This is a genomic window from Streptomyces sp. NPDC091280 (genome assembly GCF_044768565.1).
In the GTDB taxonomy this organism is placed as follows: domain Bacteria; phylum Actinomycetota; class Actinomycetes; order Streptomycetales; family Streptomycetaceae; genus Streptomyces.
This window is the reverse complement of record NZ_JBIVUZ010000005.1, coordinates 265,672-284,558: the sequence shown is the minus strand read 5'-3', so window position 1 is coordinate 284,558 and position 18,887 is coordinate 265,672. Positions and strand designations below refer to the sequence as shown.

Sequence of the window (18,887 nt, the reverse complement as noted above, 5' to 3'; positions counted from 1 at the left end):
ATCACATCCGGAAGACGCCGAACTGGGGGTCCCCCAGAGGCGCGTTGGCACAGGCGGTCAGGGCGAGACCCAGCACCTGGCGGGTCTCCAGGGGGTCGATGACCCCGTCGTCCCAGAGGCGGGCGGTCGCGTAGTAGGCGTTGCCCTGGCGCTCGTACTGCTGCCGGACCGGGTCCTTGAAGGTCTCCTCGTCCTCGGCGGGCCAGGACTCCCCGCGCGCCTCCAACTGGTCGCGCTTGACGGTCGCGAGGACCGACGCGGCCTGTTCGCCGCCCATGACGGAGATCTTGGCGCCGGGCCACATCCACAGGAAGCGGGGGGAGTAGGCCCGGCCGCACATCGAGTAGTTGCCCGCGCCGTAGGACCCGCCCACCACGACGGTCAGTTTCGGCACGCGCGCGCAGGCGACGGCGGTGACCATCTTGGCGCCGTGCTTGGCGATGCCGCCCGCCTCGTAGTCCCGGCCGACCATGAAGCCGGAGATGTTCTGGAGGAACACCAGCGGGATGCCGCGCTGGTTGCACAGCTCGATGAAGTGGGCGCCCTTCTGGGCGGACTCGGAGAACAGGATGCCGTTGTTGGCGACGATGCCGACCGGATGGCCGTGGACGCGCGCGAAGCCGGTGACCAGGGTCTGCCCGAACTCGGCCTTGAACTCCGAGAAACGCGAGCCGTCGACCACGCGCGCGATGATCTCCCGGACGTCGTAGGGGGTACGGGAGTCGACCGGGACGGCGCCGTAGATCCCGTAGGGGTCGACCTTCGGCTCGTCCGTCCCGGTGACCTCCCAGGGCAGCGGCCCGCGCGCGGGGAGCGTGGCCGCGATGTTCCGGACGATCCGCAGCGCGTGCGCGTCGTCCTCCGCGAGATGGTCGGTGACACCCGACACACGCGCGTGCACCTCGCCGCCGCCCAGCTCCTCGGCGGTGACGACCTCACCGGTGGCGGCCTTCACCAGGGGCGGCCCGCCCAGGAAGATCGTCCCCTGGTTGCGGACGATGACCGCCTCGTCGCTCATGGCGGGCACGTACGCCCCGCCGGCGGTGCACGAGCCCAGCACGGCGGCGATCTGCGGGATGCCCGCCCCCGACATCCGGGCCTGGTTGTAGAAGATCCGCCCGAAGTGCTCGCGGTCCGGGAACACCTCGTCCTGCATGGGCAGGAAGGCGCCCCCGGAGTCGACGAGGTAGATGCACGGGAGGCGGTTCTCCAGGGCGATCTCCTGGGCGCGCAGATGCTTCTTCACGGTCATCGGGTAGTACGTCCCGCCCTTGACCGTGGCGTCATTGGCGACGATCACGCACTCGCGCCCGCTCACCCGCCCGATCCCGGCGATCACACCGGCGGCGGGGGCGGCCCCGTCGTACATCCCGTCGGCGGCCAGCGGCGCGAGCTCCAGGAAGGGCGAGCCGGGGTCGAGCAGGGTGTCGACGCGGTCCCGGGGGAGCAGCTTGCCGCGCGCGGTGTGCCGCTCCCGGGCCCGCTCACCGCCGCCGAGCCGGGCCGCGGCGAGCTTGTGCCGCAGCTCCTCGCCCAGCGCGCGGTGCGCCTCCTCGTTGGCCCGCCACGCCTCCGACGCGGGGTCTGCCGCACTCGTCAGCTCCGGTGCCTCTTGCATTCCGTGGGTCCCCTCGCACAGCGATCGGCCGCTCTCGGCTGTTAGTGAGCGTTAACCATCTCCTTCAGGTTAACGACCGCTAACGTCCCTGTCTAGAATTGCTTTCATGACCACGAGAACCGACGCCCCCACCCGTCGCGAGCAGATCCTCAAGGAAGCCGCGCGGCTCTTCGCCGAGCGGGGATTCCACGGCGTCGGCGTCGACGAGATAGGCGCCGCGGTCGGCATCAGCGGCCCCGGCCTCTACCGCCATTTCCCGGGCAAGGACGCGATGCTCGCCGAACTGCTGGTCGGCATCAGCGGCCGGCTCCTGACGGGCGCGAAGCGCCGTCTGGCGGAGGCGGAGGGGGTGACCTCCGCGGAGGCGCTCCTCGACTCGCTCGTCGAGGGCCACATCGACTTCGCCCTCGACGACCGCCCCCTGATCACGCTCCACGACCGCGAGCTGGACCGCCTGCGCGACACCGACCGCAAGCTGGTGCGACAGTTGCAGCGGCAGTACGTCGAGCTGTGGGTGGAGGTCGTCCGGGAGGTGTATCCGGAGCTGGCCGAACCGAGCGCGCGCTCGGCGGTCCACTCGGTGTTCGGACTGCTGAACTCGACCCCGCATCTGGGGCGCCCGGGGTCGCTCCCGGGGCGCGCGGCGACGGCGGAGCTGCTGCACCGGATGGCCCGGGGGGCGCTGGGGGCGGCGGCCGGCCGGGAGGCGTGACGAGCGTTACGTGCCCGTTCCGCTGGACGGTCTTCCTACTCGCCGGTACCGTGAGGTTCTGAGCAAGCGCTTAGAAATGCGTCAGGTATCCATGCGGAGGTGGCGGCGGTGCGCCGTACTGTGTTCAACGAGGACCACGAGGCGTTCCGGGAGACCCTGCGGGCCTTCATCGAGGCCGAGGTCGTCCCCGTCTACGACGAGTGGTTCGCCGCCGGCCAGGCGCCGCGCGACTTCTACCTCAAGCTCGGCGAGCTCGGCGTCTTCGGCATCCGCGTGGACGAGGAGTACGGCGGCGCGGGCATCGACTCGTACAAGTTCGAGGCCGTCCTCTACGAGGAGACCGCGCGCGCGGGTGTCACCCTCGGCGGCTCCGGTGTGCACGTGCTGCTCGGCCTGCCCTACATCAAGCTGCTCGCCAACGACGAGCAGAAGAAGAAGTACCTCCCCAAGTTCGTCACCGGCGAGGAGATGTGGGCCATCGCGATGACGGAGCCGGGCACCGGTTCCGACCTCGCGGGCATGAAGACCACCGCCAAGCTCTCCGAGGACGGCACGCACTACGTCCTCAACGGCGCCAAGACCTTCATCACCGGGGGCGTGCACGCCGACCGCATGATCGTCTGCGCCCGTACCGCCTCGGCCACCAAGGAGGACCGCCGCCACGGCATCTCCCTCTTCGTGGTGGACACCAAGGCCGAGGGCTACTCGGTCGGCCGCAAGCTCGACAAGCTCGGCCTGAAGACCTCCGACACCGCCGAGCTGGCGTTCGTCGACGTCAAGGTGCCCGTCGAGGACCTGCTCGGCGAGGAGAACAAGGGCTTCTACTACCTCGGCCACAACCTCGCCTCCGAGCGCTGGGGCATCGCCTTCGGCGCCTACGCCCAGGCCAAGGCGGCCGTCCGGTTCGCGAAGCAGTACGTCCAGGACCGCGTGGTCTTCGGCCAGCCCGTCGCCGCGTTCCAGAACACCAAGTTCGAACTGGCCGCCTGCCAGGCCGAGGTGGACGCCGCCGAGGCCGTCGTCGACCGGGCCACGGAGGCCCTCGACGCCGGTGAGCTGACGCCCGCCGAGGCCGCCAGCGCGAAGCTGTTCACCACCGAGGTCGCCCACCGCGTGATCGACCGCTGCCTCCAGCTGCACGGCGGCTACGGCTTCATGAACGAGTACCCGATCGCCCGCCTGTACGCGGACAACCGCGTCAACCGCATCTACGGCGGCACCAGCGAGATCATGAAGACGATCATCGCCAAGGACATGGGTCTGTAAGGTCCCGGCAATTACCGCCGGGTACAACAAACACCATGAACCAGGCACTTCAGGATCTCCTCGATCTGCTCGACCTCGAGCAGATCGAGGAGAACATCTTCCGCGGCCGGTCCCGCTCCGCCGTCGTCCCCCGCGTCTTCGGGGGCCAGGTGGCGGCGCAGGCCCTGGTCGCCGCCGGGCGCACGGTCCCCGCCGACCGCTACGCCCACTCCCTGCACGCGTACTTCCTGCGTACGGGCGACCCGGGCGCGCCCATCGTCTACAACGTCGAGCGGATCCGCGACGGCCGCTCCTTCACCACCCGCCGCGCGGTCGCCGTCCAGCACGGCCGGCCGATCTTCGCGCTCTCGGCGTCCTTCCAGGCGTACGAGGAAGGCCTCGACCACCAGGCCCCCATGCCGCCCGCGCCCGACCCGGAGACGGTCCCCACCGGCCGCGAACGGCTGCTCGGCTACGACCACCTCGACCAGGGGATCGTTGAACGATTCCTGGAGGCACGTCAGGCGATCGACCTCCGCTACGTCGACGACCCGCCGTACGGCCGCTTCGGCGAGCCGCGCGAACCGCACTCCCAGGTCTGGTTCCGCACCAACGGCAAGCTGGCGGACGACCCGCTCCTCCACGTGGTCCTCGCGACCTACGTCTCCGACATGACCCTCCTCGACTCGATCCTCCTCGCGCACGGCCGCGGCGGCTGGGCCGTGGGGGACGTCGTGGGAGCGTCTCTCGACCACGCGATGTGGTTCCACCGGCCGTTCCGCGCGGACGAGTGGCTGCTCTACGACCAGGAGTCGCCCTCGGCGTTCGGCGGGCGCGGACTCGGGCAGGCCCGGATCTACACACAGGACGGCCGTCTGGCCGTCTCCGTGATTCAGGAAGGCGTGGTCCGGGTTCCTCGGGAAGACTGAGGGCATGACAGACACGGAGGAGGGCGCGGGCGGCGGCGAGTCCACCGCCACGGTGATCGTCGCGGCCGTCGCCAATCTGGGGATCGCGGTGGCCAAGGCGGTCGCGGGCGTCATCAGCGGCTCCAGCGCGATGCTGTCGGAGGCCGCGCACTCGGTCGCCGACACCGTCACCGAACTGCTCCTCCTCACCGCCCTCAAACGCAGCGAGAAACCCGCCGACGAGGAACACCCCCTCGGCTACGGCCCCGAGCGCTACATCTGGGCGATGCTCGCCGCCGTCGCCACCTTCGTCGGCGGCGCCGTCTTCTCCCTCTACGACGGCATCCACACCCTCGTCGCCGGCGAGGACCTCGGCGACCCGCTCGTCTCCTACATCGTGCTCGGTGTCGCCTTCCTCCTGGAGGGCTACTCCCTGCGCACCGGTGTACGCCAGGCGCGCGGCGAGGCGGCCCGCTTCGACGCCTCCTTCAAGCGCTACCTCCGCCACACCCCCGACACCGCGGTCAAGGCCGTGGTGCTGGAGGACTCCGCCGCCCTGGTCGGCCTGCTCCTCGCGGCCGGCGGCCTGCTCGGCGGACAGCTCACCGGCTCCGGCGTCTGGGACGGCGCCGCCTCCCTCTGCATCGGCCTCCTGCTGCTCTGCGTCGCCTGGGTGCTCGGCCGCTCGAACGCCGAACTCCTCATCGGCCGCCCGCTGCCCGAGCCCATGCGGGACCGCATCCGCGAGGAGCTGCTCGGGGTCGAACACATCGAGGCCGTACTGGAGTTGACGACCCTGGTGCAGGGTCCGCGCGAGGCGCTGATCGCCGCGAAGATCGACTTCCGGGACCGGTCGAGCGCCGCCCAGATCGAGTGGGCCTGCGAACGGGCCGAGCAGCGGCTGCGGGAGGTGTTCCCGGCGGTGAGCCGGGTCTACCTCGACCCGACGCCGGGGTACGCGCAGCGCCGGGCGGAGGGGCTCAACCCGTGGCCGTGAACTCCCTTCCGGGGCAGCGGAGTTGAGCCTGTCGGGCCGGGCGGTCAGTTCAGTCCCGCCTCCGCCAGCAGATACGCCGTCAGCGGGTCGTAGTACCGCGGGCTGACCACATGGTCGTCGAGCGGCACGGCGACCTGGAGGGTGCCCTCGGACTCGGCGAGGAAGAGCGCCGGGTCGTTGCAGTCCGCGTAGCCGACCGAGTCGACGCCGTGCCGGCCCGCGTACCCCGCCCAGCCGTGGTCCGCGACCACCAGGTCGGGCAGCGGGCGGCCCGCGCGCTCCAGGGCGGTCAGGATCGCCTTCATCGGCTCACCGGAGTGGGTGTGCCAGAGCGTGGCGCCGTGCTCCAGGACGGCCACGTCCGCGAACTGCATGACGTACCCCTCCTCGGTCTGCAAGCCCTCCGGGATCACCACGATCTCGCAGCCGGCCGTGCGCAGCGCGGCGGCCGTGGAGTGGTGCACCTCCAGCAGACCGCCCGGGTGACCGGTGGCGAAGAGGACCCGCTGCTGTCCGTCGGCCGCCTTGCGCAGCCGCGCGGCGAGGCGGTCGAGCGCGGCGACCGTCAGCTCCGGGTCGATGGTGTCCTGGCCGTAGCGGTACTCGGGATCGTCGTTCACCCCGACCCGCTCCGCCATCACCGCGAGCACGTCCTGCTCGTCGGACCAGCGGTTGCCGAGCTCCAGGCCGAGCCAGTAGTGGCGGTCGCCGTTGGCCAGCTTGCGGTAGTGGGAGAGGTTGTTCTCGCGGGGGGTGGCTACGTCGCCCGCGATACGGGTCTTCACAAGGTGATCGACGAGCTCGGCGCGGCTTGGGGTCCCGGGTATCGGCATGGTCCCCATTGTGGAGCAGCGGACCGTACCGCTGCCCGACGTCCCGAACGCTGGGATGTGGATCACTCGCGGCCCACGGCCCGCCGTCCACGGCCCGCCGCCCACAGCCGGCCGCTCACAGGTGGCGCAGCCCGAACCACAGCTCCATCCGTACGTCCGGATCGTCCAGGTCCGCGTCCAGCAGCGCCGCGCACCGGGCGATCCGCTGCCGCACGGTGTTGCGGTGCACGGCCAGCGCGACCGCCGTACGGTCCCAACTCCCGTGCAGGGAGAGCCAGGTGCGCAGGGTCTCGGTGAGCGCGGGGCTCCCGGCGAGCGGGGCCAGGAGGGCACGGGCATGCGCCTCGGCCTCTCCGTGGGGGACCAGCCCGGCGAGGCCGGGGCGGCCGTCGGCGCCTTGCCGGACCAGCGGGGCCCGGGTCGCGCGGGCCCTGGCCAGGGCGCGGGCCGCCTGGGTGTCGGCGGCCGGCCAGTCGCGCGGGGCCACGGACGCGCTGACGCCCAGGGTCCAGCCGGGCTGCGGTTCGGGTTCCCGGTCGGCGGGGACCAGGACCCGTACGACGTCCGGGGCCAGGTCGATCAGCGCCGACCCGAGGGCCGTGCCCAGCGCGGACGCGGCGACCGGGTCGGGGGAGGGGGCGGTGCCGGGTTCGGGCGCCGCGTGCACGACGGTCCACCGCTCCCCGCCAAGCAGCGCCGCGACGTCCTGCGGCGCGGTGCCCAGCAGCAGTCGTACGAGCGCCGACGAACGGTTCGCGCCCGTGCGGCTCTGGTGTTCGCCGGTGAGGAGGGAGAGCAGTACGGCGGCGACGGAGGCGATGGTGTGGTCGCCGGGCGCGTGGTCCGGGGCGGCGACCCCCAGGACGAAACCCTGGCCGGTACCCAGGGCGTAGGCCGCGAGACGGGCGCCGGGGACGGTGTCGGTCGCGGAGGTGGGAGCCCCGGCCGCGGCGGGTGTTCCGGCCGGCCGCACCACCCGGGCCAGGGCCGCCAGCGCGTCCGCGCCCGGCGCGCCGCGCCCCGCCGCCGCGATCTCCGTCCCGTCGGGCCCGTACAGCACGGCCCGGCCGCCGACCCGCCGGGCGAGCTGCCGGAGCACCGAAGGGACCGGGTCGGGTCGGGAGGCCGCTGCCGCCAGGCTCTGCTGGGCCTCGGTGACGCGGCGGAGTTCGGCCAGCCGGGCCTGGGCCATCAGCTGCCAGACCGCGCGGGCCACGGCGGAGAAGGTGGTGCGCGGCGGGACCTCGACGAGCGGCAGGTCGTAGTGGTCGCAGGCCGCGACCAGGGCCCTCGGCACGGTGTCGTGGACGGGCGCGACGCCGAAGCCGAGGGCCACCCCGCCCGCCGCGACGATCCGGGAGACGTAGTCGGCGAAGTAGGTGCCCGAGCCGGCCGCCTCCGGGATGTGCACGCCCGCCGTCAGCAGCAGTTCGCCGCCCAGCAGATACGGATACGGGTCCGGCATCTCCGAGGTGTGCGCCCAGTGGATGACGATGTCCGGGTCGGCGGGCCCCGCGATCTGCCGCAGCCCCAGGTCCTCGCGGGCCAGCAGGGCGGCGAGCGGCACCGGAGGGGTGGGGGGCGTGGGGGGAATCGTCAGGTCCGGCATGGTGGACGTTTTCTCCATCACCTCGTGCTCGAATGGATGAAACGTACACTTCGCAGCCGCTTTCCGGCCACCTACTGTCGACGCAGACCAGGCAGCGACCCCGCGAAGGAGGCCCCCCGGATGGCCGTCGACTACACCGTCATCGTCGTCTATCTGGCCGGCATGCTGGCCATGGGCTGGTGGGGCATGCGCCGCGCCCGGTCCAAGAGCGACTTCCTGGTCGCGGGCCGCCGGCTGGGCCCGGTCATGTACTCCGGCACCATGGCCGCCATCGTCCTCGGCGGCGCGTCCACCATCGGCGGTGTGGGCCTCGGCTACCGGTACGGGCTGTCCGGGGCGTGGATGGTCTTCACCATCGGCCTCGGCCTGCTCGCCCTCTCCGTCTTCTTCTCCGCCCGCATCGCCCGCCTGAAGGTGTACACCGTCTCCGAGATGCTCGACCTCCGGTACGGGGGCCGGGCGGGAGTGATCTCCGGCGTGGTCATGTGGGCCTACACCCTGATGCTCGCGGTCACCTCGACCATCGCCTACGCCACGATCTTCGACGTCCTCTTCGACCTGAACCGCACGGTCGCGATCGTCCTCGGCGGCTCGATCGTCGTCGCGTACTCGACGCTCGGCGGCATGTGGTCCATCACGCTGACCGACATGGTGCAGTTCGTGGTGAAGACGATCGGCGTGCTCCTGCTCCTGCTGCCCATCGCGGTCGTCAAGGCCGGCGGCTTCGGCGAGATGAGGGCGAAACTGCCCACCGGGTACTTCGACCCGCTGGGCATCGGCGGCGAGACGATCTTCACCTACGTCCTGATCTACACCTTCGGGATGCTCATCGGCCAGGACATCTGGCAGCGCGTGTTCACGGCCGGCAGCGACCGGACCGCCAAGTGGGGCGGCACGGTCGCCGGCACCTACTGCCTCCTCTACGCCCTCGCCGGCGCGGTCATCGGCACGGCGGCCAAGGTCCTCTACCCGGACCTCGGCAGTCCCGACGACGCCTTCGCGACCATCGTCAAGGACGAACTCCCCATCGGCGTGCGGGGGTTGGTGCTGGCCGCCGCCCTCGCCGCGGTGATGTCGACGTCCTCCGGCGCGCTGATCGCCTGCGCCACGGTCGCCAACAACGACATCTGGTCCAAGCTGCGGGGAGCCGTCCGCCGTGACGGCGCGCCGGAGCAGCACGACGAGGTGCGGGGCAACCGCGCCTTCATCCTCGTCATGGGCGTGGCGGTGATCGGCACGGCCATCGCGCTCAACAACGTCGTCGAGGCGCTGACGGTCGCCTACAACCTCCTCGTCGGCGGCCTCCTCGTGCCGATCCTCGGCGGTCTGCTGTGGAAGCGCGGCACCGCACAGGGCGCGCTCGCCGCCGTCGCCGTCGGCGGCCTCGCGGTCGTCGGCCTCATGGCGGGCTACGGCATCCTCGCCAACGAGCCCGTCTACTACGGCCTGTTGGCGTCCCTCGCCGCCTATGTCGCCGTGTCGCTCGCGACGCCGGCGACCGACGCGGCGGTGCTGTCCGCCTGGCGGGAGCGGCTCGCCGGACACGGCGCCCCCGAACTCGCGTCCGAACCGGTCGCCGCCCACCAGTAGAGTCGTAGCCAGACTCGCAAAGAGCCCATACGCGACGAAGCGTAGGAAAGAAGGCAGTACCCATGACCAGCAACGAGACGCCCCGCGGCCCCGTCGACTCCTCCCGCGTCCCGCGCTACGCGGGCCCGGCGACCTACGCCCGGCTGCCGCGCCTGGACGAGGTCGGCAGCGCGGACGTCGCCGTGGTCGGGGTGCCGTTCGACGCCGGTGTCTCCTACCGGCCGGGCGCGCGCTTCGGCGGCAACGCGATCCGCGAGGCGTCCCGGCTGCTGCGGCCCTACAACCCCGCGCAGGACGCGTCCCCCTTCGCCCTCGCCCAGGTCGCGGACGCCGGTGACATCGCGGCCAACCCGTTCAACATCAACGAGGCCGTCGAGACCATCGAGGAGGCCGCGGACCAACTCCTGGGCACCGGCGCCCGGTTGATGACCCTGGGCGGCGACCACACCATCGCCCTGCCGCTGTTGAGGTCCGTCGCGAAGAAGCACGGCCCGGTCGCCCTGCTGCACTTCGACGCCCATCTCGACACCTGGGACACGTACTTCGGCGCCGAGTACACCCACGGCACGCCGTTCCGGCGCGCGGTGGAGGAGGGCATCCTCGACACCGAGGCCCTCTCGCACGTCGGCATCCGCGGCCCGCTCTACGGCAAGCAGGACCTCACCGACGACGAGAAGCTGGGCTTCGGCATCGTGACGTCCGCGGACGTCTACCGCCGCGGCGCCGACGAGGTCGCCGACCAACTGCGCCAGCGCATCGGCGACCGCCCGCTGTACGTCTCCATCGACATCGACTGCCTCGACCCGGCCCACGCGCCCGGCACCGGCACCCCGGAGGCCGGCGGCCTGACCTCCCGCGAACTTCTGGAGATCCTGCGCGGCCTGGCATCCTGCAACCTGGTGTCGGCGGACGTCGTCGAGGTGGCCCCGGCGTACGACCACGCCGAGATCACGTCGGTGGCCGCGTCGCACACCGCGTACGACCTGATCACCATCATGTCCCGTCAGATTGCCGAGGCTCGTTCGAAGTGACCCACGACCACGACCTGGAACTCCGCCCCACGGCCGCGCAGATCACCGCCGCGCTGAACCCGCCCCCCGGGCGCAACGGCGGCGACCTGGTCGTGGAGACCCTGGCCGGGCTCGGCGCGACGACCGTCTTCGGTCTGCCCGGCCAGCACGCGCTCGGCATGTTCGACGCGCTGCGCCGCTCCGACCTGCGGTACATCGGCCTGCGGGTGGAGAACAACGCCGGTTTCGCGGCCGACGCGTACGGCCGGGTCACGGGCGAGGCGGCACCGTTGCTGCTGTCGACCGGCCCCGGCGCGCTCACCTCACTGGCGGCGCTCCAGGAGGCGCGGGCGGCCTCGGCCCCCGTCCTGGCCATCAGCAGCCAGATCCCGACGGCCGGTCTGGGCGGCGGCCGGCACGGCTATCTGCACGAACTCCCGGACCAGGCGGCCTCGTTCAGGGGCGTGGTGAAGTCGGTCCACACGGTCCGCACGCAGTCGCAGATCCCGTCGGCGATCGCGGAGGCCTGGAAGTCGGCGCTCACGGCTCCGCATGGCCCGGTATGGATGGAGATCCCGCAGGACGTCCTGTTGTCTCCGACCCTGCTCCCCGTGGTGACGGCGGTGGACGCGACCCCGGAGGACCTGGTCCCCCGCCCCGAACTGACCGCCGTGGCAGCCGACTTGCTCTCCCGCGCGGCCCGTCCCGCGATCATCGCGGGCGGGGGAGTGGTGCGGGCCGACGCGTCGAAGAAACTCCGCCTGCTGGCGGAGAAGCTCGACGCGCCCGTGGTCACGACCCCCGGCGGCAAGGGCGCGTTCCCGTGGACGCACCCCCTCTCGCTCCAGTCCTGGCTGGAGGACCGGCACACGACGGACTTCCTGGAGGACGCGGACGTCCTGCTGGTCGTCGGCTCGGGCCTTGGTGAACTCTCCTCCAACTACCACACGTTCAGGCCGCGCGGCCGGGTGATCCAGATCGAGGCGGACCTCGGCAAACTGGAGTCCAACCACCCCGCGCTGGGCATCCACGCGGACGCGTGGCACGCGGTGCAGGCGCTGTTGGAGACGGTGACGGAACGGCCGGACCCGACGGCCCGGGAGCGGGTACGGGACGTCCTGGAGAAGGTCCGCGACCGCCTCGCCGCTCAGGAACTGACCCTGGAACAGGGCGTGTTGGACTCGGTCCGCAAGGCCCTGCCGGCCGACTCCCCCTCCTTCTGGGACATGACGATCCTCGCCTACTGGGCCTGGTCGGCGTTCGACGCGCAGGGCCCCAACCAGCTGCACTCGGCCCAGGGCGCGGGCGGCCTCGGCTACGGCTTCCCGGCCGCCCTGGGCGCGGCGGCGGCCGACCCGACGCGGCCGGTGCTGGCGGTGTCGGGAGACGGCGGCGCGCTGTACTCCATCGCCGAGTTGGCGACGGCCAGGCAGTACGACCTGAACGTCACCTGGCTCATCGTCGACGACGGCGGCTACGGCATCCTCCGCGAGTACATGACCGACGCCTTCGGCGAGGCCACCGCGACGGAACTGACCCGGCCCGACTACGTGGCGCTGGCGGAGTCGTTCGGGGTGCCGGGTGTTCGTACGACCCCGGAGGCACTGGAGTCGGACTTGGCGAAGGCGTTGGCGACGGCCGGGCCGTCCGTGGTCGTACTCCCGGCCGTGCTGCGGATGTTCGCGGCCACGCATCTGGAGTGAGGGGCCGCTGTCAGCCGCGCGGGTCCGGCTTCAGCAGGGCGAAGGCCGCGCCGAAGGGGTCCGCGAGCCAGGCGATGCGGCCGACCTCGGGCATGTCCGCCGCCGGCATCAGTACGGAACCGCCGTTGGAGCGCGCCGCCTCGACGGTGGCGTCGACGTCCGTCGAGTGGAAGTACGGTACCCAGCGCGGCTGTTCGCCCTCGCCGGCGTTGAGCGGCGCGACCCCGCCGAAGGAGGCGTCCTGCTGGTCGCCGGCGCCGGTGCTCAGCACCCGGTAGGTCATGCCGGGGGCCGGCATGTCCTGGCTGCGCCAGCCGAACAGGCCCTGGTAGAAGGCGATGTCGGCCTCCGGGTCGGTGGCGTGGAGTTCCGCCCAGAGCAGGGTGTTCGGGGCCGAGGTGAGTTCCAGACCCGCCGTCCGGCCGGGCTGCCAGAGCGCGAACTGCGCGCCCTGCGGGTCGGTGGCCTGCGCGAGCACGCCCTCGCCCATGACGTCCATGGGCTCCGTCCGCACGGTCCCGCCGCCGGCCGTGACGGCCTGGACGGTGGCCGCGACGTCCTCGGTCTTGAAGTGGATCATCCAGGCGGAACGCGCCCCTTCCTCGGTGAGCGGTCCGAGGGCGGCGACGGTCTTCCCGTCCACCTGGAAGAAGCCGTAACCACCGGTGTCGGGCCCGGCGGAGACGAACCGCCAGCCGAGGACGGCGCCGTAGAACACGGCGGCGGCGTCGGTGTCGGGGCTGCCGAGGTCGAGCCAGTTGGGCGATCCGGTGACGAAGTCGGTGCCGAGCATGAAGTCCTCCGGGACGGAAAGCGGGTCGGGTCGGGACAGGTCGCGACGGGAGCCACGATGCCGTCCCTGCCGACGCCTTCCGCGGATGAGCGGCGAGAGGAGTCCGGGTTCCACCTAACGGCCGAGCGTCCGCCGGAGCGGGTCCGGACCCGGACCGCCGTCATCGCTCCGGGAGATCGGCCGCCGCCCTGCTCCTTCTGCGGCGCCTGACCAGGCACCGCAGAAGGAGGGCGGCCCAGACGAGGCTGAGCACCACCGAGCCGAGGCGGACCCACCACGAGCCGGCCGAACTGGCCGCCGACCACACGGAAGCGATGAAGCACACGATCATCCAGCCGGGTTCGTCGGCGAAGGATCGTTTCCGGTCCCGAGACATGGACTGCTCCCTTCCGGAGTCGGACGATCATTCCATGGGCGGCGGGTGACGGATCGCGAGGAGCCCTACCCGGTACCGCCGTCTACCAAATCGCCTCCACCCACTCCGGGTGGTCGATGAACGGGTTCCGGTTGTGCTGGTAGGTGTTGTAGATGACGTTGTTGCGGTTCTCCTCGAAGGCGCTCGGCGGGTCCGCCTCGTTCCAGGCCTTGAGGACGGAGAGCTTGCCCATGTAGGGGTTGCTGCCGTTGCCCACCTTCTCGTTGGGCTCCAGGTCGGCGAAGCCGTCGTCGCCCTCGTAGCGGACGGCCATGTAGAGGATCATGCGGGCCACGTCGCCCCGGTCCGCCGCGCGCGGCGAGAAGGAGTCGGAGTCGACGGTGCTGCCGCCGCCGTTGGTGACCGCGCTGCCGCCGTTGTCGAAGTCCAGGTTGCCGCGGATGCTGTTGACCTGGACGTCGGCGGGACGCAGGTGGTGCAGGTCCGTGCCGGGGCCGACCGACTCGCCGAAGTCGCCGTGGGACTTGGCCCAGACGTGCTCGCGGTTCCAGTCGCCGACGTCGCCGCCGTTCAGGGACTTGGCGCGGGAGACACCGCTGTACAGCAGGATCACGTTGCTGCTGTTGTTCGGGTCCTGGTCGGTGGCCATGAGGGCGTTCCAGACCGCGGAGTACGAGATCTTCGTGACGTTGGCGCTGATGATCGTGTGCAGCGAGGACTTCAGCGCGGTGCCCGTCTTGCCGACCGCGTTCTTGTAGTACGTCGAGTCGTAGGCGGTGGTCGTGGCGGCGGCCGGGGTGGCCGTCAGGGTCGGGACGGTGAGGCCGACCAGGACGGCGGCGGTGGTCAGCGCCATCGACTTCCAGTGCCGGATGCGTGTCGCCAGCATAAAGAGTTTCCCATCTACGCGGGTTGATGAGGCGGCACTGGCGAGAGTGGCATGGACATGAGGAAGTTGAGGTTAATGGAATGTTAAAAAAGGCCCCCGACCGTGTGGTCGGGGGCCGTTGGCCGTTCGGTCACGCCGGCGTCACTTCACGTCCGACGGGTCCAGACGGTAGAGGGACGCGGTGTTCGAGGTGGAGCTCGACGTGGAGGTCGAGGTGGAGCTCGACGTCGAACTCTTGCTGTACGCGCTCTCCTTGACCGCCGTGCCGTGCGCCTTCACCCAGGTGGCGACCTCGGTGCTCAGGCTGTTGCCGCCACCCATACCGCCGCCCATGCCGCCGCTGCTGATCTGGATGTAGTGCAACTCGCCCTTCTTCACGAGCTCCTTGAGCTTGGCGACCGTCATCGCGTTGTCGGAGCTGGTGAAGCCCCACATCGAGATGACCGCCTCCTTGGCGCTCAGCTCGATCTGCGCGGCGCTCTGCGAATTGGACACCGCGAGCAGCCACTTGGCGCCGTCCTGGTGCTTCTTCAGGTACGTGATGAGTTCGGTGGACGCGCCGCCCATGCCGCCGCCACCGCCCATGCCGCCACCGCCGAAGCCGCCGCGCTGTCCGCTCGTACCGCCGCCGGGCGCCGTTCCGCCGGTGCCGCCCGCCTCGCCGGTGCCGCCGCTGCCGCCGGGCGCCGTGCCCCCGGAGGCGCCCGGAGCCGTGCCGCCGCCCTGGGGCAGCTCGCCGTTCCCGCCGCCCGGCATCATCTCGCCGCTGCCGCCCGGCAGTTCGCCGTTCTGCTGTCCGCCGCCGGGGAAGCCGCCCGCGGCCTCGCCGCCGGCCTGGGTGTTCCCGCCGCCCTGCTGCGTGCCGCCCGCCATGTCGCCGCCGCCGGGGAAGCCACCGCGGTTACCGCCACCGCCGCCGCCGGGACCGCCGCCCATGCCACTGCCCGTCGAGGGACCGGCCGTCGGGTTGGTGCCGCCCATCATCCCGCCGGAGGAACCGAAGGCGGGCGAGGTCGCGTACGCCGTCGGACCCGCGAGGGCCGCCACGGCCGCCGCGGCGACGGACGCGGTGAGCAGCCGCGCCCGGTTGCCGGAACGGAAGACGAGCAGGCCCACGATCGCGAGGACCATGACCACGGCGATGGCCGGCCACAGCCAGGTGTTCCAGCCGGAGGCCCGGCGCAGCAGCACGACCGACCAGATCCCGGTGACGCCGAAGGCCACCGGCAGCACCCACACCCAGCGCCTGTCGGCACGGTAGGCGTTCAGCAGCATCACGCCACCGCCGCCGCACAGCGCCGCGATGCCCGGGGCGAGCGCGGTCGTGTAGTACGGGTGCATGGTGCCCTGGGCGGTCGCGAAGATCACGTAGTGCAGGAGCAGCCAGCCGCCCCACAGGACCAGGCCCATCCGCCGCTGGTCGGTGCGCGGGGCGCGCCCGCACAGCACCAGGCCGCCGATCAGCGCGATCGCGGAGAAGGGCAGCAGCCAGGAGATCTGGCCGCCGAGGATGTCGTTGAACATCCGGCCGAGACCGGAGGAACCGGAGAAGCCGCCGCCTCCGCCCCCGCCTCCGCCGCCGTTGCCCTCGCCGCCGAAGACGCGGCCGAGACCGTCGTAGCCCATGATCAGGTTCCAGGCCGAGCCGTCCGTCGAACCGCCGATGTAGGGGCGGTCGGAGGCCGGGACCAGGGAGACGGCGACGGCCCACCAGAAGCTGGAGGCGGCCAGGACGAGAGCGGCCAGCAGCAGGTTGACGACCCGCTTCACCCAGGGCGCCTTCGACGCGTACAGGTAGAGCGCGAAGACGGCCGGGAGCGCGATCCAGCCCGCCAGCAGCTTGGTGTTGAAGGCGAGGCCGAAGCAGGCCGCCGAACCGAGCAGCGGCAGCAGCCGCTCGTCACGGGTGGCGCGGAACGCGAGCGCCGCGCCCGCGACCATGAGGAAGACCAGGATCGTGTCGGGGTTGTTGTCGCGGTTGATGGCGACGGTGATCGGGGTCAGGGCGAGGACCAGCGCGGCGACGGCCGCCGCGCCGTGGCCCCAGATCCGCTTCACGTTCGTGTGCAGGATCCAGATCGTGCCGAGGGCGGCCCCGATCTGGGGCAACATCATCTGCCAGGTCCCGAAGCCGAAGATCCGGCACGACAGGCCCATGACCATGAGGGCGAAGGGCGGTTTGTCGACCGTCAGGAAGTTGCCCGGGTCCAGCGAACCGAAGAACCAGGCCTTCCAGCTCTTCGTGCCGGCCCAGATGGCACCGCTGTAGAAGGTGTTCATGCTGGACCCGGAGAGGTTCCAGGAGTACAGCACGGCCGCCAGGACCATGATCGCGGCCAGCGCGGGCAGCGACCAGCGGGGCGCCTTCTCGGGCGGTGCCGCCTCGGGCGGGGCCGGCGGCGGCCAGTCGGCGGACGCGGGTTCGGTGTGGGGGTGCGGATCGGTGGCAGATGTCACCCGGCCATCGTGCGAAGGCAGAGTGGGTGCGTGCTGTGCCCGACCTGGTACTCGGCTGTGAATTCGCAAAGGCCCGGGTAACGGGTCGTACAACCGTTCCCCAACCCGTACAACCTTTCACGCCTGCCTGTGAGTCAAGTCCTGCATGACTCAATGGATATCCCGCCGGGCCAGAGTGCTGGCGGCCGGCGCGGGCGCCGGGGTGCTCATACCCGTGCTGGCCGCCGCGACCCCCGCTGCCGCCGCCACCCCCACGGTCAGCTGTACGTCCGCCAAGGCCGGCCTCGCCGACAAACTGAAGAAGGACATCACCGCCGCCCTCGCGACCCGCAAGGGAACCGTCGCGGTCGGCCTCTACGACCGGAAGACCAGCACCACCTGCACGCTGCGCGCGACCACCGCCTACGACTCGGCCAGCACCGTCAAGGTGACCGTCCTCGCCACGCTGCTGTGGGACGCGAAGAAGCACAACCGGCTGCTGACGTCGCGGGAGTCGACCCTCGCCAAGGCCATGATCACCAAGTCGGACAACACCGCGACCTCCACCCTGTGGAAGCAGCTGGGCCTGACGAAGATCAAGGGCTTCCTCGCCGCCGCCGGCATGACCCAGACCAAGCCGGGCGCCAACAACTACTGGGGTCTGACCCAGGAGACGGTCACCGACGAGCAGAAACTGCTCAAGCTGGTCACCGCCAAGAACTCGGTGCTGAGCGACAACTCCCGTGCGTACATCCTGAAGTTGATGAACCAGGTGATCGCCGGCCAGCGCTGGGGCACACCGTACGGAGCCCCGTCGACCGTCACCGTGCACGTCAAGAACGGCTGGCTGCAACGCTCCACGCACGGCTGGCGCGTGCACAGCCTGGGCACCTTCAACGGCGGCGGGCGCGACTACATGATGTCCGTGCTGACCCAGGACAACAGCACGATGAGCTACGGCATCACCACGATCCAGGGCGTCGCGAAGGCGATCCACAAGGACCTCGCCTAGCCGCTTCACAGGGATCTCGCGTAGCCCGTTCACAGGGATCTCGCTTAACTGAACGGCCTCCCGCCCGTCACCCACCCGCCCTACGGTGACCGGCATGCGCCTGAGAACCGTACTCGCGACCGCGACCGCCGGCCTGGCGGCGGCCACCTGCCTCACCGCCGCCGGGCCCGCGACCGCCGTCAGCAACTCCCGTACCGGCAACTCCCTCACCGGCAAAGCCTGTTCGTCGTCCGTCTCGATCGACCGCTTCTCCGACGCGCTCGACAAGACGACGTACGACGGCACCTTCGTCGGCAACTTCTCCGCGCTCGCGGTGGACAAGGACGGCTCGCTCGCCGCGCTGGAGGACCGCTCCTCGCTGTTCGACCTGGACGCGAGGACCCTCCAGCCGAAGCGGGTCGTGCAGCTCGCCGACGAGAACGGCGCCGCCCTCGACTCCGAGGGCCTGGCCGTCGACCGCGACGGCACCCGTCTCATCACCTCCGAGACCGAACCGTCGATCCGCCGCTACTCCGTCGACGGCAGGATCCTCGACCGCCTCCCGGTCCCGTCCTCGCTGCTCGTCGCCCCGGCCGGCCGGGCCGTCTCCAACCAGACCTTCGAGGGCCTGACCCTGCTGCCCGGCGGCCACACGCTCCTCGCGTCGATGGAGTACCCGATCGCCGGCGACACCTCGGGCGCCGTCCGCTTCCAGACCTGGACCCGGACCAAGGGCGACCACTTCCGGCTCGCCGCGCAGTACGCCTACAAGACCGACGCCGCCTTCCTCGGCGTCCCCGAGGTGCAGGCCCTCCCGGACGGCCGCCTCCTCGTCCTGGAGCGCGGCTTCACCAGCGGTGTCGGCAACACCGTCCGCCTCTACCTGGCCGACCCGCGCCACGCGACCGACACCAGCGGCGTCGAGTACCTCACCGGCCAGCCCGGCGTCCGCCTGATCAAGAAGACCCTGCTCGCCGACATCGCCGACTGCCCGTCCCTCGGCGCCACCGCGAAGCAGCCGCAGCCCAACCCCCTCCTCGACAACATCGAGGGCATGGTGATCACCGGCCACGACAAGGGCCGTCTGAAGGTCCTGCTGGTCAGCGACGACAACGCGGGCGCCACCCAGACGACCCGGTTCTACTACCTGAGGGTCCGCGTCTGACCCGCCGGCCGG

Annotated in this window: 16 protein-coding genes; 9 read left to right on the top strand and 7 right to left on the bottom strand. The window is 71.3% G+C overall.

Annotated features, from left to right (window positions below):
• Position 1: 1 nt before the first annotated feature.
• Positions 2–1,618 carry a carboxyl transferase domain-containing protein gene (locus ACIQPR_RS17310; RefSeq protein WP_403648560.1) on the bottom strand — a complete coding sequence of 539 codons (1,617 nt, stop codon included), beginning with the start codon at positions 1,616–1,618 and terminating at the stop codon, positions 2–4.
• A 106-nt stretch (positions 1,619–1,724) separates the two neighbouring features.
• Between ACIQPR_RS17310 and ACIQPR_RS17305 the strand changes: the two genes are divergently transcribed.
• The 4 genes from ACIQPR_RS17305 to ACIQPR_RS17290 all read left to right on the top strand — a co-directional run bounded on the left by ACIQPR_RS17305 (position 1,725) and on the right by ACIQPR_RS17290 (position 5,480).
• Positions 1,725–2,330: a TetR/AcrR family transcriptional regulator gene (locus ACIQPR_RS17305; RefSeq protein WP_403648557.1), complete on the top strand. Its 606-nt coding sequence runs from the start codon at positions 1,725–1,727 to the stop codon at positions 2,328–2,330.
• 108 nt (positions 2,331–2,438) lie between these two features.
• On the top strand, positions 2,439–3,596 hold the full coding sequence (locus ACIQPR_RS17300; protein ID WP_403648554.1) for an acyl-CoA dehydrogenase family protein: 1,158 nt from the start codon (positions 2,439–2,441) through the stop codon (positions 3,594–3,596).
• A gap of 35 nt (positions 3,597–3,631) precedes the next feature.
• Entirely contained in the window at positions 3,632–4,504 is an 873-nt protein-coding gene (locus tag ACIQPR_RS17295) for an acyl-CoA thioesterase (RefSeq protein ID WP_403648552.1), read from the top strand.
• 4 nt (positions 4,505–4,508) lie between these two features.
• Positions 4,509–5,480, top strand: coding sequence for a cation diffusion facilitator family transporter (locus ACIQPR_RS17290; RefSeq protein WP_403648550.1), 972 nt, complete (start codon positions 4,509–4,511; stop codon positions 5,478–5,480).
• Positions 5,481–5,524: 44 nt separating this feature from the next.
• Here ACIQPR_RS17290 and ACIQPR_RS17285 read toward each other — a convergent pair whose 3' ends face one another.
• Together ACIQPR_RS17285 and ACIQPR_RS17280 are read right to left on the bottom strand one after the other, a co-directional pair.
• Positions 5,525–6,313: a phosphatase gene (locus ACIQPR_RS17285; protein ID WP_403648548.1), complete on the bottom strand. Its 789-nt coding sequence runs from the start codon at positions 6,311–6,313 to the stop codon at positions 5,525–5,527.
• A 115-nt stretch (positions 6,314–6,428) separates the two neighbouring features.
• Positions 6,429–7,922: a PucR family transcriptional regulator ligand-binding domain-containing protein gene (locus ACIQPR_RS17280; protein ID WP_403648545.1), complete on the bottom strand. Its 1,494-nt coding sequence runs from the start codon at positions 7,920–7,922 to the stop codon at positions 6,429–6,431.
• 120 nt (positions 7,923–8,042) lie between these two features.
• Between ACIQPR_RS17280 and ACIQPR_RS17275 the strand changes: the two genes are divergently transcribed.
• From ACIQPR_RS17275 to ACIQPR_RS17265, 3 genes are all read left to right on the top strand, one after another.
• Positions 8,043–9,512, top strand: coding sequence for a sodium:solute symporter (locus tag ACIQPR_RS17275; protein WP_403648542.1), 1,470 nt, complete (start codon positions 8,043–8,045; stop codon positions 9,510–9,512).
• A 62-nt stretch (positions 9,513–9,574) separates the two neighbouring features.
• Positions 9,575–10,543, top strand: coding sequence for an agmatinase (gene speB / locus ACIQPR_RS17270; RefSeq protein ID WP_403648540.1), 969 nt, complete (start codon positions 9,575–9,577; stop codon positions 10,541–10,543).
• Positions 10,540–12,225 (top strand): thiamine pyrophosphate-binding protein, encoded by a 1,686-nt coding sequence (locus ACIQPR_RS17265; RefSeq protein WP_403648538.1) that lies wholly within the window; start codon positions 10,540–10,542, stop codon positions 12,223–12,225. Before speB ends, ACIQPR_RS17265 begins: the two co-directional genes overlap by 4 nt.
• 10 nt (positions 12,226–12,235) lie before the next feature.
• Here ACIQPR_RS17265 and ACIQPR_RS17260 read toward each other — a convergent pair whose 3' ends face one another.
• The 4 genes from ACIQPR_RS17260 to ACIQPR_RS17245 all read right to left on the bottom strand — a co-directional run bounded on the left by ACIQPR_RS17260 (position 12,236) and on the right by ACIQPR_RS17245 (position 16,740).
• Positions 12,236–13,018, bottom strand: a complete 783-nt coding sequence (locus ACIQPR_RS17260; RefSeq protein WP_403648536.1) for a VOC family protein — start codon at positions 13,016–13,018, stop codon at positions 12,236–12,238.
• Between the two features lie 160 nt (positions 13,019–13,178).
• On the bottom strand, positions 13,179–13,394 hold the full coding sequence (locus ACIQPR_RS17255) for a hypothetical protein (protein ID WP_403648533.1): 216 nt from the start codon (positions 13,392–13,394) through the stop codon (positions 13,179–13,181).
• Positions 13,395–13,476: 82 nt separating this feature from the next.
• On the bottom strand, positions 13,477–14,283 hold the full coding sequence (locus ACIQPR_RS17250; protein ID WP_403648530.1) for an endonuclease I family protein: 807 nt from the start codon (positions 14,281–14,283) through the stop codon (positions 13,477–13,479).
• Between the two features lie 141 nt (positions 14,284–14,424).
• The gene (locus ACIQPR_RS17245; protein WP_403648527.1) at positions 14,425–16,740 is read right to left on the bottom strand and encodes an ArnT family glycosyltransferase; all 2,316 of its coding nucleotides are present in this window, start codon (positions 16,738–16,740) and stop codon (positions 14,425–14,427) included.
• 145 nt (positions 16,741–16,885) lie between these two features.
• Between ACIQPR_RS17245 and ACIQPR_RS17240 the strand changes: the two genes are divergently transcribed.
• Entirely contained in the window at positions 16,886–17,731 is an 846-nt protein-coding gene (locus ACIQPR_RS17240) for a serine hydrolase (protein WP_403648524.1), read from the top strand.
• Between the two features lie 94 nt (positions 17,732–17,825).
• Positions 17,826–18,875: an esterase-like activity of phytase family protein gene (locus ACIQPR_RS17235; protein ID WP_403648521.1), complete on the top strand. Its 1,050-nt coding sequence runs from the start codon at positions 17,826–17,828 to the stop codon at positions 18,873–18,875.
• The last annotated feature ends 12 nt before the right edge of the window (positions 18,876–18,887 follow it).

Bases quoted from the DNA above. Each gene is read 5' to 3' on its own strand.
- ACIQPR_RS17310 (WP_403648560.1), bottom strand. From the start codon at position 1,618: ATGCAAGAGGCACCGGAGCTGACGAGTGCGGCAGACCCCGCGTCGGAG.
- ACIQPR_RS17305 (WP_403648557.1), top strand. From the start codon at position 1,725: ATGACCACGAGAACCGACGCCCCCACCCGTCGCGAGCAGATCCTCAAG.
- ACIQPR_RS17295 (WP_403648552.1), top strand. From the start codon at position 3,632: ATGAACCAGGCACTTCAGGATCTCCTCGATCTGCTCGACCTCGAGCAG.
- ACIQPR_RS17290 (WP_403648550.1), top strand. From the start codon at position 4,509: ATGACAGACACGGAGGAGGGCGCGGGCGGCGGCGAGTCCACCGCCACG.
- ACIQPR_RS17285 (WP_403648548.1), bottom strand. From the start codon at position 6,313: ATGCCGATACCCGGGACCCCAAGCCGCGCCGAGCTCGTCGATCACCTT.
- ACIQPR_RS17280 (WP_403648545.1), bottom strand. From the start codon at position 7,922: ATGCCGGACCTGACGATTCCCCCCACGCCCCCCACCCCTCCGGTGCCG.
- ACIQPR_RS17275 (WP_403648542.1), top strand. From the start codon at position 8,043: ATGGCCGTCGACTACACCGTCATCGTCGTCTATCTGGCCGGCATGCTG.
- speB (WP_403648540.1), top strand. From the start codon at position 9,575: ATGACCAGCAACGAGACGCCCCGCGGCCCCGTCGACTCCTCCCGCGTC.
- ACIQPR_RS17260 (WP_403648536.1), bottom strand. From the start codon at position 13,018: ATGCTCGGCACCGACTTCGTCACCGGATCGCCCAACTGGCTCGACCTC.
- ACIQPR_RS17255 (WP_403648533.1), bottom strand. From the start codon at position 13,394: ATGTCTCGGGACCGGAAACGATCCTTCGCCGACGAACCCGGCTGGATG.
- ACIQPR_RS17250 (WP_403648530.1), bottom strand. From the start codon at position 14,283: ATGCTGGCGACACGCATCCGGCACTGGAAGTCGATGGCGCTGACCACC.
- ACIQPR_RS17240 (WP_403648524.1), top strand. From the start codon at position 16,886: ATGACTCAATGGATATCCCGCCGGGCCAGAGTGCTGGCGGCCGGCGCG.
- ACIQPR_RS17235 (WP_403648521.1), top strand. From the start codon at position 17,826: ATGCGCCTGAGAACCGTACTCGCGACCGCGACCGCCGGCCTGGCGGCG.